A 15,186-nucleotide genomic window follows, 5' to 3' on the forward strand; every position below is an offset into this window, starting at 1 on the left:
CCCCCGGGTGCCGTACGACCATGACGAACGTGACGAAAGACGAGGAGGCGTAGCCGTGGACATCGACATGAGTGCCCTGCGCACGCTGGTCAACGAGAAGAACATCCCCTTCGACCTGCTGGTCGAGTCCATCGAGTCCGCCCTCCTCACCGCGTACCACCGCACCGAGGGCTCGCGCCGCCGGGCCCGGGTGCACCTGGACCGCAAGAGCGGCCATGTCACCGTGTGGGCCATGGAGGACCCGGCGGAGCTGGACGAGGGCGTCGAGCCGAAGGAGTTCGACGACACCCCGAACGGCTTCGGCCGGATCGCGTCCAGCATCGGCATCCAGGTGATGATGCAGCGCCTGCGCGACGCCGCCGACGACCAGACCTTCGGCGAGTACGCGGGCAAGGAGGGCGACATCGTCACCGGTGTCGTCCAGCAGGGCAACGACCCGAAGAACGTGCTGGTCGACATCGGCAAGCTGGAGGCCATCCTGCCGCCGCAGGAGCAGGTCCCGGGCGAGGACTACCGGCACGGCACCCGGCTGAAGTGCTACGTGGTGGCCGTGCGCCGGGGTGTGCGCGGCGCTTCGGTGACGCTGTCGCGCACCCACCCGAGCCTGGTCAAGAAGCTTTTCGCGCTGGAGGTCCCGGAGATCGCGGACGGCAGCGTGGAGATCGCGGCGATCGCCCGTGAGGCCGGCCACCGGACCAAGATCGCGGTCTGGTCGCGCCGCCAGGGCCTGAACGCCAAGGGCGCCTGCATCGGCCCGATGGGCTCCCGGGTGCGCGCGGTGATGGGCGAGCTGCACGGCGAGAAGATCGACATCGTCGACTGGTCGGAGGACCCCCGGGAGATGGTGGCCGCCGCCCTGTCGCCCGCACGGGTGACCAGTGTGGAGATCGTGGACGCCGCCCAGCGTTCCGCCCGGGTGATCGTGCCGGACTACCAGCTGTCGCTGGCGATCGGCAAGGAGGGGCAGAACGCCCGCCTGGCCGCCCGTCTGACCGGCTGGCGGATCGACATCCGGCCGGACACCGAGGGGCAGTCCGAGGAATCGCAGGCCCGGTAATCAGTGTTGTCGTAGGTGTCGCCGTCGGTCCTCCGGGACCGACGGGCGGCGCCATGTCGCCTCGGAGGGGTAGACTTGCCTTCGTCTGGCCGGACGCCCGTCCGAGCACGCCCGGAGCGCACCTGCGTGGGCTGCCGCAAGCGCGCGGCCAAGCACCAGCTGTTGCGTGTCACGGCGGTCGAGGGCGAGTGCGTCCCTGATCCCCGTGGCACACTCCCGGGCCGGGGCGCTCACCTGCACCCCGATCCGGCCTGCCTCGACCTCGCGGTCCGCCGTCGGGCGTTCCCCCGGGCCTTCCGGCTCCAGGGCACGCTCGACACGGAGCGGCTCCGCGGGTTCATCGGGGAGCGGGCTGGCGAAGCCCCCTAGCAGGGCCGCCTCCCGCGACGGCCGCCGCTCGCGCGGCGGAGAACCACCGCAACAAGCACAGCGTTCGGGCAGCCGCGCGCCGTGCCACCAGTCAGGTACCTCGCGATGTGGAAGTAGGTCGAGATTGCGATGAGCACTCGATGAGTACGCGATGAGTACGCGATGGGTACGCCCATGAAGTAGCGACAGTCCGGCGGACGAGACCCCCGGACTCATAGACAGGAGTGAAGTGGCTAAGGTCCGGGTTTATGAACTCGCCAAGGAGCTTGGCTTGGAGAGCAAGGCCGTCATGGCCAAGCTCACCGAGCTCGGCGAGTTCGTTCGTTCGGCGTCCTCGACGATCGAGGCGCCGGTCGTGCGCAAGTTGACTGACGCGCTTGGTGTGGCCCCCACTGGTGGCTCCGCTGCCAAGCCGGGCCCGCGGAAGACCGCGGCGCCCTCCCCCGCCGCCGGCTCGGGTGCCCCGAAGCCGGGGGCTCCCACCCCGGGTCCGCGCCCCGCCGCGGCGCCTGGTCCCCGTCCGACCCCGGCTGCCGCCGCGCCTTCCGCGCCGGCCGCAGCCCCTGCCGCCCCGAAGCCGGGCGCGCCGACTCCGGGCCCGCGCCCGGCCGCGCGTCCCGCCGCTCAGGCGGCCCCGGCCGCGCCCGCGGCCGAGTTCTCCTCGCCGGCTCCGGCCGGCGACGCCCCGCGCCCGTCCACCCAGGCCCCGCGCCCGAGTGGCCAGGCCTCCGGCGGCGCCCGTCCGGGCCCGCGTCCGGCCGGCCCGCGTCCGGGCAACAACCCGTTCACCTCGGGTAGCGCCACCGGCATGGGCCGTCCCGGCGACCGCCGTCAGGGCGGTCAGGGCGGCGACCGTCCGCGTCCCGCCGGTGCCCCGGGTGCCGGTGCGCCGCGTCCCGGTGGCGACCGTCCGCGTCCCGCCGGTGCCCCGGGTGCCGGTGCGCCGCGTCCGGGCGGCGACCGTCCGCGTCCCGCCGGTGCCCCCGGTGCCGGTGCCCCCCGTCCGGGTGGCGACCGTCCGCGTCCCGCCGGTGCCCCCGGTGCCGGTGCCCCCCGTCCGGGTGGTGCTCCGCGTCCCGACGGCATGCCCCGTCCGGCCGCGCCGCGTCCCGGCGGCCCGACCCCGTCCGGCATGCCGCGCCCGAACCCGGGCATGATGCCGCAGCGTCCGGCCGGCCCGCGTCCGGGTCCGGGTGGCCGTGGTCCGGGTGGCCCCGGTGGCCGTCCGGGTGGTCCGGGTGCCGGTGGCGCCCGTCCCGGCTTCCAGGGTCGTCCGGCCGGTCCGGGCTCGCGTCCGGCCGGTGGCGGCGGCTTCGGCGGCCCGCGTCCCGGTGGCGGTGCCCCCGGTGGCGGCGGCGGCTTCGGCCCGCGTCCCGGCGGCTTCGGCGGTCGTCCCGGCGGCCCGGGTGCCCGTGGTGGCACGCAGGGCGCCTTCGGTCGTGGCCCGGGCGGTCGCCCGGCGCGTGGCCGCAAGTCGAAGCGGGCGAAGCGCCAGGAGTACGAGGCCATGCAGGCCCCGTCCGTCGGCGGTGTGATGCTGCCTCGCGGCAACGGCCAGACCGTTCGCCTGTCGAGCGGCGCCTCGCTGATGGACTTCGCGGAGAAGATCAACGCCAACCCGGCCGCGCTCGTCTCCGTCATGTTCAACCTCGGTGAGATGGTCACCGCGACCCAGTCGGTCTCCGACGCGACCCTCGAGCTGCTGGCCGGCGAGATGGGCTTCCAGCTGGAGATCGTCAGCCGGGACGACGAGGACCGCGAGCTGCTGGAGTCGTTCGACATCGACTTCGGTGCCAACGAGGGCGACGAGGACCAGCTGGCCCCGCGCCCGCCGGTCGTCACCGTCATGGGTCACGTCGACCACGGTAAGACCCGCCTGCTGGACGCGATCCGCAAGTCCAACGTGGTCGCGGGCGAGGCCGGTGGCATCACCCAGCACATCGGTGCGTACCAGGTGGCCACCATCGTGAACGGCGAAGAGCGCCCGATCACCTTCCTCGACACCCCGGGTCACGAGGCGTTCTCCGCCATGCGTGCCCGTGGTGCCAAGTCCACCGACATCGCGATCCTGGTGGTCGCGGCCAACGACGGTGTCATGCCGCAGACGGTCGAGGCGCTGAACCACGCCAAGGCCGCGGGTGTGCCGATCGTGGTCGCCGTCAACAAGATCGACGTCGAGGGCGCCGACCCGACCAAGGTCCGCGGTCAGCTGACCGAGTTCGGTCTGGTGGCCGAGGAGTACGGCGGCGACACCATGTTCGTCGACATCTCCGCCCGCCAGGGCCTCAACATCGACCAGCTGCTGGAGGCCGTGGTCCTGACCGCGGACGCCTCGCTGGACCTGCGGGCGAACCCCGAGCAGGACGCGCAGGGTATCGCCATCGAGGCGCACCTGGACAAGGGCCGCGGCGCCATGGCGACCGTGCTCGTGCAGCGCGGTACCCTCCGCGTCGGCGACTCGATCGTCGTGGGCGACGCCTACGGCCGTGTCCGCGCGATGCTGGACGAGAACGGCAACAACCTCTCCGAGGCCGGCCCGTCCCGTCCGGTGCTGCTGCTCGGCCTGACCTCGGTGCCCCGCGCCGGCGACAGCTTCATCGTCGTCGACGAGGACCGCACCGCCCGTCAGATCGCCGAGAAGCGCTCGGCCCGCGACCGCAACGCCGCCTTCGCGCAGCGTCGGGTCCGGGTGTCCCTGGAGGACCTGGACAAGGCCATCGCCGCCGGCTCCATCGAGCAGCTCAACCTCATCATCAAGGGTGACGTCTCCGGTTCGGTCGAGGCCCTCGAGGACGCCCTCGTCAAGCTGGACGTGGGCGAGGAGGTCGAGCTCCGGGTCCTGCACCGCGGTGTGGGTGCCATCACCGAGTCCGACGTGGACCTGGCGATGGGCTCGGACGCCATCATCATCGGCTTCAACGTGCGCGCCGAAGGCCGTGCGCGTACCGCGGCCGACAAGGAAGGCGTGGACGTCCGGTACTACTCGGTCATCTACCAGGCGATCGAGGAGATCGAGAACGCCCTCAAGGGCATGCTCAAGCCGGAGTACGAGGAGGTGCGCCTCGGCGCCGCGGAGATCCGCGAGGTCTTCCGCTCCTCCAAGTTCGGCAACATCGCCGGTGTCCTGGTCCGCGACGGCATCATCCGCCGCAACGCCAAGGCCCGCCTGCTGCGCGACGGCAAGGTCGTGGCGGAGAGCCTCACCATCGAGGGTCTGCGCCGCTTCAAGGACGACGCGACCGAGGTCCGCGAGGGCTTCGAGGCCGGTGTCACCCTGGGGTCGTTCAACGACATCAAGGTCGAGGACATCATCGAGACCTACGAGATGCGCGAGAAGCCGCGCGCCTAGTCGGTGTCAGCCGGGGCCGGTCGACGGGTGGTATTTCCGTCGACCGGCCCCGGTCTCGCTGTGTAGGGTCCGGGAGTAGTCAGACACAACGGCGTCAGCCCGGTTGCGGGCTGCTCCCCGAGGCCTTCCAGGTCGGCGAGACCTGTCACACATGTTCGTGGGAACACTCACCTTCGACCTGCTGCTGGGCGACGTCCACTCGCTCAAGGAGAAGCGTTCGATCGTGCGGCCCATCGTGGCCGAACTGCAGCGCAAGTACAGCGTGTGCGCTGCCGAGACCGGGAACCAGGATCTGCACCGCCGGGCCGAGATCGGCCTCGCGGTGGTGGCCGGCGAAGCCGGGTACGTCACCGAGGTCCTGGACAGCTGTGAGCGGTTGGTCGCCGGCCGCCCCGAGGTACAGCTCCTCTCCGCGAGGAGGCGGTACCACAACGACGACGACGAATGAGGACCGTGGAGCCGGCCGACGGAAGTCGCCGTTCTCACACGGATCAGGACCGAGAGCGCCCGCAAGGCCGGGCGCGGGCCGGTACTTTGGGGCATGGGCCCCGACGGGTGCGCAGCTCGCCCGGGTACCGGGCCCACTGCACGAGGAGGCAACGTGACCGACACCGCAAGGGCGCGCAAGCTCGCCGACCGCATCCAGGTGGTCGTCGCCCAGACCCTGGAACGGCGGATCAAGGACCCCCGGCTGGGGTTCGTGACCATCACCGACACCCGGGTGACCGGGGACCTGCGCGAGGCCACCGTCTTCTACACCGTCTTCGGTGACGAGACCGAGCGCGAGGCCACCGCGGCCGCGTTGGAGAGCGCCAAGGGCGTGATCCGCTCCGAGGTCGGCAAGATCGGGGTGCGCTTCACCCCGACGCTGACCTTCGTCGCGGACGCGCTGCCGGACAACGCCCGGAACATCGACGACCTGCTCGACCGGGCCCGCAACTCGGACGCCGCCGTGCGTACCCAGGCCGCGGGGGCGAGCTACGCCGGCGACGCGGACCCGTACCGGGTTCCGGCGTCCGAGCGTGACGACGAGGACGAGTAGTCATGGCGGGTGAGCCGGCCCGGGCCGCCTCGCGAGCCGGATCGACCACGGGGGCGTCCTCCACCAGCACGGTGGAGGGTGCCCTCGCGGCGCTCCCGGCCCCGCGCAGCGAGGAGAGCGGGTTCGAGCTGGTCTGGCAGCAGGTGGTGGCGGAGATCGGACGGGCCCGTTCGATCGACCTGATCTGCCACATCTGCCCGGACGGCGACGCGCTGGGCTCCTCGCTGGCGGCCGCGCTGGCGCTGCGCGCGCTCGGCAAGCAGGTGCGGGTGTCCTTCGGCGACGACCCGCAGATCGTGCCGGAGTCGCTGGCCTTCCTGCCCGGCCAGGACCTGATCGTCCCGGCCGCCGAGGTGCCGGACGAGCCCGAGCTGGTGCTCTGCTTCGACGTGGCCGCGGAGAGCAGGCTCGGCCTGCTGCACGACAAGGCCTTCGCCGCGCCCGTGCTGGTGGTGTTCGACCACCACGCCTCCAATCCGGGCTTCGGCACCCACCAGTTGATCGATCCGACCGCGCCGGCCACCGCCGTGCTGGTCGACGAACTGCTGCGCCGGCTCGGCGTCGAGCTCGACCAGGAGCTGGCCACCTGCCTCTACACCGGTGTCGCCACCGACACCGGGTCGTTCAAGTACCGGGCCACCACGCCCGCCACCCACGAGCTGGCGGGCCGGCTGCTGGCCACCGGCATCCGGCACGACCTGATCTCCCGGCAGCTGTGGGACACCTCCTCCTTCGGCTACCTCAAGGTGCTCGCGGGCGCGCTCGACCGGGCCGTCTACGAGCCGGAGGCGGCGGACGGGCTGGGCCTGGTGTGGACCTGGGTGCCGTACCAGGACCTCGCGCTGTTCAGCGTCACGGTCGAGGAGATCGAGGGGCTGATCGACGTCCTGCGCCGCCCGGCCGAGGCCGAGGTGGCGCTGGTGCTCAAGCAGGACCCGGACGGCACGCTGCGCGGCTCCTCGCGGTCCAAGGGCGCGGTGGACGTCGCCGCGGCCTGTGCCGAACTGGGCGGCGGGGGCCACGTCTTCGCGGCCGGATTCAGCGTCCGCGAGGACGTGGCCGCGGTGGTCGAGCGATTCCGGCGCGCCCTGCGACCGGTACGTTGATCGTCTCTGCTGATGTTGTTGAGAGAAAGAACCCGATGAAGCGCAAAGGCACCGGCCCGGACGGCCTGGTGATCGTCGACAAGCCCGAGGGCATCACCTCGCACGGGGTCGTCGCCAAGCTGCGGTGGCTGGCCGGGACCCGGAAGGTCGGGCACGCCGGCACCCTGGACCCGATGGCCACCGGCGTCCTGGTGATCGGCGTCGAGCGGGCCACCCGGCTGCTCGGCCACCTGATGCTCACCGCCAAGACCTACGAGGCGACCATCCGGCTCGGCCAGACCACCGTCACCGACGACCGCGAGGGCGAGGTCACCTCCTCGGCCCCGGCCGACGCCGTCACCCGGGAGGCGATCGACGCCGGGATCGCGGCGCTCACCGGCGAGATCATGCAGGTGCCGTCCAAGGTCAGCGCGATCAAGATCGACGGCAAGCGCTCGTACGCGCGGGTGCGCGAGGGCGAGGAGTTCGAGCTCGCCGCCCGGCCGACCACGATCCACTCCTTCACCGTGCACGGGCAGCGCGCGGCGGTCGCCGAGGACGGCACGCCGGTGATCGACCTGGACGTCACCGTCGAGTGCTCCTCCGGCACCTACATCCGGGCGCTCGCCCGGGACCTGGGCGCCGGGCTGGGCGTCGGCGGGCACCTGACCGCGCTGCGGCGCACCAAGGTCGGGCCGTACGGGGTGGAGTCGGCGCACACCCTGGAGCAGCTGGAGGCCGCGGTCACCGGAGAGTCCCCGGAGGGGTTGCAGGTGCTGCCGATCGGGCAGGCCGCGGCGGCCGCCTTCCCGCGCTGGGACCTGGACGAGGCCTCGGCGGAGAAGCTGTCGCACGGCTCCCGGCTGAAGGCGCCCGGGATGGGCGTGGACGGGCCGATCGCGGTGTTCGGGCCGGACGGGCGCTTCCTCGCGCTGGTCGAGGAGAAGGGCGGGCAGGCGAAGCCGGTCGCGGTCTTCGTCGGCTGACGGCCCCGCCGCTGTTCGGAGCCCCTGTCGGGAGTCATCCCGACGGGGGCTCCGCCGTTCCCGGGGCCGCTTCACCCGCGCGGGGGAGCGCGCGGAGTGAACGCCGGTGGTGGGCGGCGCGGGTGCGGTCGGGTCGCCGCCCCGGCGGGCAGGCTCCCGGCGGCGAGCGAGCGACGGCCGAAGGGGCACGAGATGCCGGGGTTTCCGGAGGGCGATCCGGGGCGGTGCCTGCTGCGGATCCGCGACCTCGACGGGCGGCTGCACGGCCTGGGGTTCGTCGCCGACCCGCAGGGGAGCGTGCTGACGGCGCACGAGGGCGTCGCCGGACTGGACCGGATCGTCCTGCACGCCCCCGGCGGGCGGACCAGGGTGCTCGGCCCGGACGCCGTGCTGCCGCTGCCGGGGCACGGGCTCGCGCTGCTGCGCACCGGGCCGGCGGGCGGGCTGCCGGTGCCCCCGCTGCCGCTGGCCGCCGTCGCGGCCGGGCAGGAGGTGCTGCTGCCCGCGCTGGCCGCGGAGGACGAGCGGGTGGTCGTGCTGCGCTGCGGGCTGCTCGGGGTCACCGGCGCGGCGTACGGCGGGCACCGGCTGGGCGGGGTGCTGCTGCTGGACGTGCCGGTGGTCGGCGGGGTCGCGGTGCCGGCCGGCTCTCCGGTGCTGGACGCCCGCAGCGGGGCGGTGGTCGCGCTGGCCGCGCCCGCCGTCCGCGGGCCCTGGCACGGCGGGGCGCTGCCGGCCGTGGCGGTGGGGACCGTGGCGGCCGGGGCGGGCCCCGTGGGCGGGACGGAGGCCGCCGAGGCGCTGGCCGGGCTGCTGGCGCGCAACGCGGCCGCGGTGCCCTGCTACGGCCCGGCGCTCAACCTGGCCGGGGTGCTGCGGCTGGCCGCCGCCCAGGTGACGGCCGCCGGCGCCGGACCGGGCCGGGTGGCCCGGCTGGCCGCCGACCGGGTGGACCGACCGGACGGCCTGACCGGGGACGAGCCGGCCGCGACCGTCACCGTGCTGGTCGGCGCCCCCGGCAGCGGGCGCACCACCGAACTGGCCGCGCTGGCCGCCCACCGGCACGGCGGCGCCCGGCCGCTGCCCACCCTCTGGCTGCGCGGCGCCGACCTGCGCGCCGGGGACCGCTCGCTCGCCGAGCCGGTGGAGCGGGCACTGGCCGCCGCGGCGGCCGGCCTCGGCACCCCGGCGCCCGCGGCCGAACCGGTGGCGGCGCTGTGCGCGGCGGCCGGCCGTCCGCTGCTGGTGGTCCTGGACGGCCCCGAGGAGGCCCCGCTGCCGGTGGACGCGCGCTGGCTGCGCGGCGCCGGCCAGTGGCTGACCGGCTGCGGCGCCCGGCTGGTGACCGCCTGCGGGGAGGAGCTGTGGGAGCGGCTCGCGGCCGAGACCTGGGGCAGCGGCGCCGCCGGCCCCCGCCGGACGGCGGAGCCGCACCCGGACGGCGACCTGAGCAGCGCGCCCACCGTGCGGATGGACGGCCGCGGCCCGGGCGGGCCGAGCCTGGCCGGGCACCGGCTCGGCCCGCTGCCCCCCGAGGCGGCCGAGCGGGTGCGCCGCCGGTACGGGCTGCCGCCGGGCCGCCCGGCCGCCGCCGAGGACGCCCGGCACCCGCTGGCCGTCCGGCTGGCCGGGGAGCTGTGGGCCCAGGGGCTGCACGACGGGCCGGTGCGCCGGGGCGACCTGTTCGAGGCCTTCCTGGACCTGCGCTGCCTGCGGGTGGCCCAGCGGCTGGAGGACGCCCGGCCGCGCCGCCCCGGTGCCCACCGCCGGGGTGCGCCGCGGCCGGACGGGCCCCGGCACCGGCGGGTGCGCCGGCTCGCGGCGGTGGTCGCCGGGCGGGTGCACGAGGCGGCCCGGCGGATGCTCGGCGGCCCGGCGGGCGGCGGCCTGGACCGGACCGTCTTCGAGGAGCTGTTCCCGGCCGAGGGCGGCTGGGCCGCGGCGGTGCTCGCCGAGGGCCTGTTCGTCCCGGCCGGGCCCGGATTCCGCTTCGCGCACGGGGAGTTCGCGGACTGGCTGCAGGGCCGGCACCTGGACCTGGACGCGGCGCTGCGGCAGCTGCTCGGGGAGGCCGAGGACACCCCGCCCCGGCCCGCCGACGAGGCGGCGGAGCCCGGCCGCCACCGGGCGGAGGACCCGGACGGCCACCGGCCGGGTGACCCCGGCGACCACCGGACGGGGGAGCCGGCCGCCGAAGCGCACGCCGTCGCCCGGCACCGGATCGGCCCGGTCGCCGCCGCGCTGCGCCGGGTGGCCGAGACCTGGGGCGCCGGCGCCCTGGACCCGTGGCTGCACCGGATCTGGCGCGCCCTGGACCTGCGCCCGCCGGGCAGCGAACCCTCCTGGTGGGCGGCCCGGTTGCTCGCCGAGGGCCTCGCCGCCAGCCCGGACCCGGCCGAACACCGGGCGCTGCTCGGCCAGTTGGCCGACCGGATCGCCGAACGGGCCGGCGCGGCGGGCGCGGTGGCGCTCCCGGCGGCCGGGCTCGGCCGCTTCGGCCCGGCCTTCTGGACCGGCCTGGGCCTGCCCGTCGAGGACGAACTCGCCCTGCTGCGCCGCCTGGTGGCAGCCGACGGCCCCGGGCAGCGCTTCCTCGCCGTGGTGGCCGAGCGGCTGCGCGCCGACCCGGTCGCGGTCTTCCCGCCGCTCTGCGCCTGGTTCGGGGACCCGCGCGGCCTGCCGGGCCGCCCCGGCCGCACCGTGGCCGGCCTCGCCCACGACCTGCTGTACGCCCACCGGCGGCTCGCCCTGGACGAGTTGGCCGACGCGCTGGCCGCCGCCGCGCACCCGGGGGCGGACGCGCTGCTCACCGTGCTCGCCGCCGAGGAGCCGTCCGCGCTCTGCCGGGCGGTGGACCGCTGGAGCCACGACCGGCGGCCCGAACGGCACGTCGCGGCCGCCGTGCACGCGCTGCGGACCGCCCCGTACGCCTCCGGTGCCGGGGCCGAGCTGCTGCGGTACACCGCGCTGACCCTGCTCGCCCGCGAGGACGAGCCCGGCCTGCACGGGGCCGCGCTGGCGCTGCTGGTCGGCGATCCGGCGACCAGGGCCGAGTACCTGCCGGCCGCGCTCGCCCGGCTCCGGGCGGGCGGCGACGCCTTCCTCACCCCGCGGGCGCTCGCCCCGGCCCTGGAGAGCGACCCGGAGGCCGTCCTGGCCGCGCTCGCCGACCGGTCGGCCGTCCCCGGCGCGGCCCCCGCCGAGACGCTGCGGGTGCTCGCCGACGCCACCGCCCCGGCGGCCGTCCGGCGGGGCGCCGAGCTGGCCGCCCGGCTGCTGCGCACCCACCCGGTGGCGGCCGGTCCGGTCGCCGTCGACTACCTCGGCCGCCGGCTGGGACGCGCCGCCGGCGTCCACCCGGCCGGCCGGACGGAGCTGCGGGCGCTGCTCGACGCCGCGCTGGCCGCCCGCAGCGCGGCCGTCCGGCGCCCGTTCGCCGAGGTGCTGTCCGTCCCGGTGGCCGACCCGGCGGCGGACGCGCTGCGCTGCGAGCTGCTGGACGCCCTGCTCGCCGCCGAGGCCGACCCGGTGGTGCTGACCGCCGTCGTGGAGCGGCTCGCCGAGCACTGCGCGGCCGAGAACCCGGCCCGGGCCCGGGCGGTGCTGGCCCGGGCCGTCCCGGGGCTGCCGGGCGCGGACGAGCTGCTGGTGCGCTGCGCCGGGCGGTCGGCGGCCTTCGCCCGGCTGCTCGCCCGGTGGCCGTCCGGGGCCGCGCCGACCGCTCCGGACGGCCCCCGGCTGGCCCGGATGCGGGCTCTGGCGGCGGCCGGACGGGACCCGCAGTACGCCGCCGCCGAGGCCGAACGGACGGTGTCCGGGCGGCCTGCGGAGCCCTCGATGGGCTCAACCCGTATTCCGGTGCCTGAGCCGGGGCAGGCGCATGGCACGCTATAGGGGTTCGGGTTTTGAGCGTTTGAGCGTACAGAGGGTACGCGCCGTAGGGAACAAGGAGCGGTCAGGTGCAGCGCTGGCGTGGCCTGGAGGAGATCCCCGGTGACTGGGGACGCAGCGTCGTCACCATCGGCTCGTTCGACGGGGTGCACCGCGGGCATCAGCTGATCATCGGGCGGGCGGTCGAGCGGGCCCGCGAACTCGGCATCCCGTCGGTGGTGGTGACCTTCGACCCGCACCCGCGCGAGGTCATCCGCCCGGGCAGCCACCCGCCGCTGCTCGCGCCGCACCCGCGCCGCGCCGAGCTGATCGCGGAGCTGGGCGTGGACGCGGTGCTGGTGCTGCCGTTCACCACGGAGTTCTCCAAGGAGTCCCCGGAGACCTTCGTGCGGCAGGTGCTGGTGGACGCGCTGCACGCGCGGGTCGTCATCGAGGGCCCCAACTTCCGCTTCGGGCACCGGGCCGCGGGGGACGTCGCGCTGCTCGGCGAGCTGGGCCGGGCGGACGACTTCGAGGTCGAGGTCATCGACCTCCAGGTGTGCGGCACGGCCGGGGACGGCCAGCCGTTCTCCTCCAGCCTGACCCGCCGGCTGGTGGAGACCGGGGACATGGCCGGCGCCAACGAGGTGCTGGGCCGCCCGCACCGGGTCGAGGGCGTGGTGGTGCGCGGCGCGCAGCGCGGCCGCGAGCTGGGCTACCCGACCGCCAACGTCGAGACCGTGCCGCACAGCGCGGTCCCGGCCGACGGCGTGTACGCGGGCTGGCTGACCGCGGACGGCGAGCGGATGCCGGCGGCGATCTCGGTCGGCACCAACCCGACCTTCGACGGCACCGCCCGCACCGTGGAGGCGTACGCCATCGACCGGGTCGGCCTGGACCTGTACGGGCTGCACGTGGCCGTGGACTTCCTGGCCTACCTGCGCGGGATGGAGAAGTTCGACTCCATCGACGCGCTGCTGGACCGGATGGCCGACGACGTCAAGCGGGCCCGCGAGCTGACCGACGGCGTCTGACCGGCGGCCTCCGGGCGCCGGGACGACGGAAGGGGCCCACCGACCTGGTGTCGGTGGGCCCCTTCCGTCGTCTCACTGCTGGGGGGCCTGCGGCGGGTAGCCGTAGCCCGGCCCCGGCTGCTGCGGCCAGGGCGCCCCGGGAGCGGGCTGCTGGGGGTAGCCGTAGCCGGGCGGGGGCGGCGGGGCCTGGCCGGGCTGCGGGGCCCACGGCGCCCCGGGGGCGGGCTGGCCGGCCTGCTGCGGGTAGGCCTGGGGCTGCTGCTGCGGGTCGGCGTACGGCTGCGGCTGGCCGCCGGGGTAGCCCGGCTGCGCCTGGGCCTGCTGCTGCCAGCCGGCCTGCTGGGCGGCGGCCTGCTGGGCCCGGACGATGTCCTCGCCGACCAGGGTGGCCAGCTCGAAGTAGGCCTCCCGGACCTTGGGCCGCATCATGTCGAGGTTGACCTCGGCGCCGGCCGCCAGGCTCTCGTCGAACGGCACCACGATCACGCCGCGGCAGCGGGTCTGGAAGTGCGCGACGATGTCCTCGACCTTGATCATCTTGCTGGTCTCGCGCACCCCGGAGACCACCGTGATGCTGCGCTGCACCAGGTCCGCGTAACCGTGCGCGGAGAGCCAGTCGAGGGTGGTCGAGGCGCTGGAGGCACCGTCCACGCTGGGGGTGGAGACGATGATCAGCTGGTCGGCCAGGTCCAGCACCCCGCGCATCGCGCTGTACAGCAGGCCGGTGCCGGAGTCGGTCAGGATGATCGGGTACTGGCGGCCCAGCACGTCGATCACCTGGCGGTAGTCCGAGTCGTTGAAGGTGGTCGAGACCGCCGGGTCGACGTCGTTCGCCAGGATCTCCAGACCCGAGTTCAGGTCCTGCGAGGTGAACTGACGGATGTCCATGTAGCTGCGCAGGTGCGGGATGGCCGTCACCAGGTCGCGGATGGTCGCGCCGGTCTGGCGCTTGACCCGGCGGCCCAGGGTGCCGGCGTCCGGGTTGGCGTCGATCGCGATCACCTTGTCCTGGCGCTCGCTGGCCAGGGTCGCGCCGAGCGCGGTGGTGGTCGTGGTCTTGCCGACGCCGCCCTTGAGGCTGATCACGGCGATCCGGTAGCAGCTCAGCACCGGGGTGCGGATGATCTCCAGCTTGCGGGCCTTCTCGGCCGCCGCGGCCTTGCCGCCGAACTGGAAGCGCGGCTGCTGGCGCTGCTGCTTGGGCTGGCTGCGCAGCAGCCGGTCCGAGGACAGCTCGACGGCGGCGGTGTAGCCGAGCGGCGCGCCGTGCGCGGTCTGCTGCGGGGCGGCGGCCTGCTGGAACGCGCTGGGCTGCGGGGACTGCGGCTGCTGCCAGGGCTGTCCGGGCCCCGGCTGCGGCTGCCCGGGCTGGGGCTGCGTCGGCTGGGCCTGCGGGCCGGGGTGCGGCTGGGGCGGCTGCTGGTACGCGGCCGGCTGCGGCCAGCCGCCCTGGCGCGGGTCCACCGGGCCGGGCTGCGGCACCGGGCCGGTCTGCTGCGGGGCGGCGGCCTGCTGTGCCAGCTGTGCCTGCTGCGCGGCCCACGCGGCCTGCGGGTCCCAGGCCGCCGACGGGCCCTGCGGGTCCTGGGGGTGCTGCGGCGGGGCCTGCTGCACCGGCGGCTGCGCGAAGTTCTGCGGCTGGACCGGCTGGACCGGCTGGACCGGCTGCCCCTGCTGGACCGGTTGGGCGGTCGGCCCGGGCTGCCCCGGCTGCGCGGTCGCGGCGGTCGCCGGGTACGGCTGCGGCTGGGCGGCCTGGGGCTGTCCGGGCTGCTGCGCCGCGGCCTCCGGCACCGCCCAGGCCGGGGCACCGGCCTGCGGCTGCTCGGCGGCCGGCGGAGTCGGGGCGGCCGCCGGGAACGGGACGTGCTGCGCCTCGGCCTGCACCGTCGGGACCGGCGCGGCGGGCACGGGCGCAGGTGCGGGCGTCGGAGCAGGGGCGGCGGCCGGCACGGCCTCAACCGCCGGCGCCGCGCCCTGGCCGGGCACCGAAGCCTGGGCCTGGGCCTGGGCCTGGGCCTGGCCGTGCTGCTGCGCCGGTGCGCCCCCGGGGGCGGACTGCTGGGCCGGAGCCTGCTGGGCCTGCGCCGGAGCGGCGGCGGGCGCCTGGGCGTCGGCCGCGCCCGGAGCCGCACCGGCCGCGCCCGGAGCCGCCGGCTCGGTCTGCACGTACCAGGACGGGGGAGTGTAGTCAGGCGCGTCCGACCAGTCGTCGTCGTCCTCCGCCGCGTTGTCGCCGACGTAGACGCCGTCCCGATCGCTGCTCACTCTGGCTCCCTCGTGTTCGCCGCCGCTTGTTCAGCGGTGCCGTTGCCGCATCAAAGACTAGGCGCTACGGCAACCCCCGTTGAAGGCGGCTTCGGATCCCCGTCGGCCCGCCCGGTGCGGCGAGCC

The 15,186-nt window shown here is 75.7% G+C and carries 10 protein-coding genes; 9 read left to right on the plus strand and 1 reads right to left on the minus strand.

Annotated elements, in window-relative coordinates; translation table 11 throughout:
• Positions 1–55: 55 nt before the first annotated feature.
• The 9 genes from nusA to ACZ7RU_RS35745 all read left to right on the plus strand — a co-directional run bounded on the left by nusA (position 56) and on the right by ACZ7RU_RS35745 (position 12,792).
• Positions 56–1,057: a transcription termination factor NusA gene (gene nusA, locus ACZ7RU_RS35705; RefSeq protein ID WP_470345166.1), complete on the plus strand. Its 1,002-nt coding sequence runs from the start codon at positions 56–58 to the stop codon at positions 1,055–1,057.
• Between the two features lie 75 nt (positions 1,058–1,132).
• Entirely contained in the window at positions 1,133–1,426 is a 294-nt protein-coding gene (locus ACZ7RU_RS35710; RefSeq protein WP_470345167.1) for a YlxR family protein, read from the plus strand.
• 229 nt (positions 1,427–1,655) lie between these two features.
• Positions 1,656–4,775: a translation initiation factor IF-2 gene (gene infB, locus ACZ7RU_RS35715; protein ID WP_470345168.1), complete on the plus strand. Its 3,120-nt coding sequence runs from the start codon at positions 1,656–1,658 to the stop codon at positions 4,773–4,775.
• Between the two features lie 151 nt (positions 4,776–4,926).
• The gene (locus tag ACZ7RU_RS35720; protein ID WP_030311386.1) at positions 4,927–5,223 is read left to right on the plus strand and encodes a DUF503 domain-containing protein; all 297 of its coding nucleotides are present in this window, start codon (positions 4,927–4,929) and stop codon (positions 5,221–5,223) included.
• Between the two features lie 153 nt (positions 5,224–5,376).
• Positions 5,377–5,817, plus strand: a complete 441-nt coding sequence (rbfA, locus tag ACZ7RU_RS35725) for a 30S ribosome-binding factor RbfA (protein ID WP_470345169.1) — start codon at positions 5,377–5,379, stop codon at positions 5,815–5,817.
• A 2-nt stretch (positions 5,818–5,819) separates the two neighbouring features.
• On the plus strand, positions 5,820–6,923 hold the full coding sequence (locus ACZ7RU_RS35730) for a DHH family phosphoesterase (protein WP_470345170.1): 1,104 nt from the start codon (positions 5,820–5,822) through the stop codon (positions 6,921–6,923).
• 35 nt (positions 6,924–6,958) lie between these two features.
• Entirely contained in the window at positions 6,959–7,888 is a 930-nt protein-coding gene (gene truB, locus ACZ7RU_RS35735; protein WP_470345171.1) for a tRNA pseudouridine(55) synthase TruB, read from the plus strand.
• 192 nt (positions 7,889–8,080) lie between these two features.
• A complete protein-coding gene (locus tag ACZ7RU_RS35740) occupies positions 8,081–11,782 on the plus strand; it encodes a serine protease (RefSeq protein ID WP_470345172.1) in 3,702 nt (1,233 codons plus the stop codon).
• A gap of 65 nt (positions 11,783–11,847) precedes the next feature.
• Positions 11,848–12,792 (plus strand): bifunctional riboflavin kinase/FAD synthetase, encoded by a 945-nt coding sequence (locus ACZ7RU_RS35745; RefSeq protein ID WP_470345173.1) that lies wholly within the window; start codon positions 11,848–11,850, stop codon positions 12,790–12,792.
• Positions 12,793–12,864: 72 nt separating this feature from the next.
• On the opposite strand, the gene ACZ7RU_RS35750 is transcribed toward ACZ7RU_RS35745, so the two are convergent.
• Positions 12,865–15,060 (minus strand): MinD/ParA family ATP-binding protein, encoded by a 2,196-nt coding sequence (locus ACZ7RU_RS35750; protein ID WP_470345174.1) that lies wholly within the window; start codon positions 15,058–15,060, stop codon positions 12,865–12,867.
• Between the last annotated feature and the right edge of the window lie 126 nt (positions 15,061–15,186).

It is taken from the genome of Kitasatospora sp. NPDC114501 (assembly GCF_055633695.1).

Excerpts from the sequence above, each read along its gene's own strand:
- ACZ7RU_RS35720 (WP_030311386.1), top strand. The coding sequence starts at position 4,927 with ATGTTCGTGGGAACACTCACCTTCGACCTGCTGCTGGGCGACGTCCAC.
- ACZ7RU_RS35730 (WP_470345170.1), top strand. The coding sequence starts at position 5,820 with ATGGCGGGTGAGCCGGCCCGGGCCGCCTCGCGAGCCGGATCGACCACG.
- truB (WP_470345171.1), top strand. The coding sequence starts at position 6,959 with ATGAAGCGCAAAGGCACCGGCCCGGACGGCCTGGTGATCGTCGACAAG.
- ACZ7RU_RS35740 (WP_470345172.1), top strand. The coding sequence starts at position 8,081 with ATGCCGGGGTTTCCGGAGGGCGATCCGGGGCGGTGCCTGCTGCGGATC.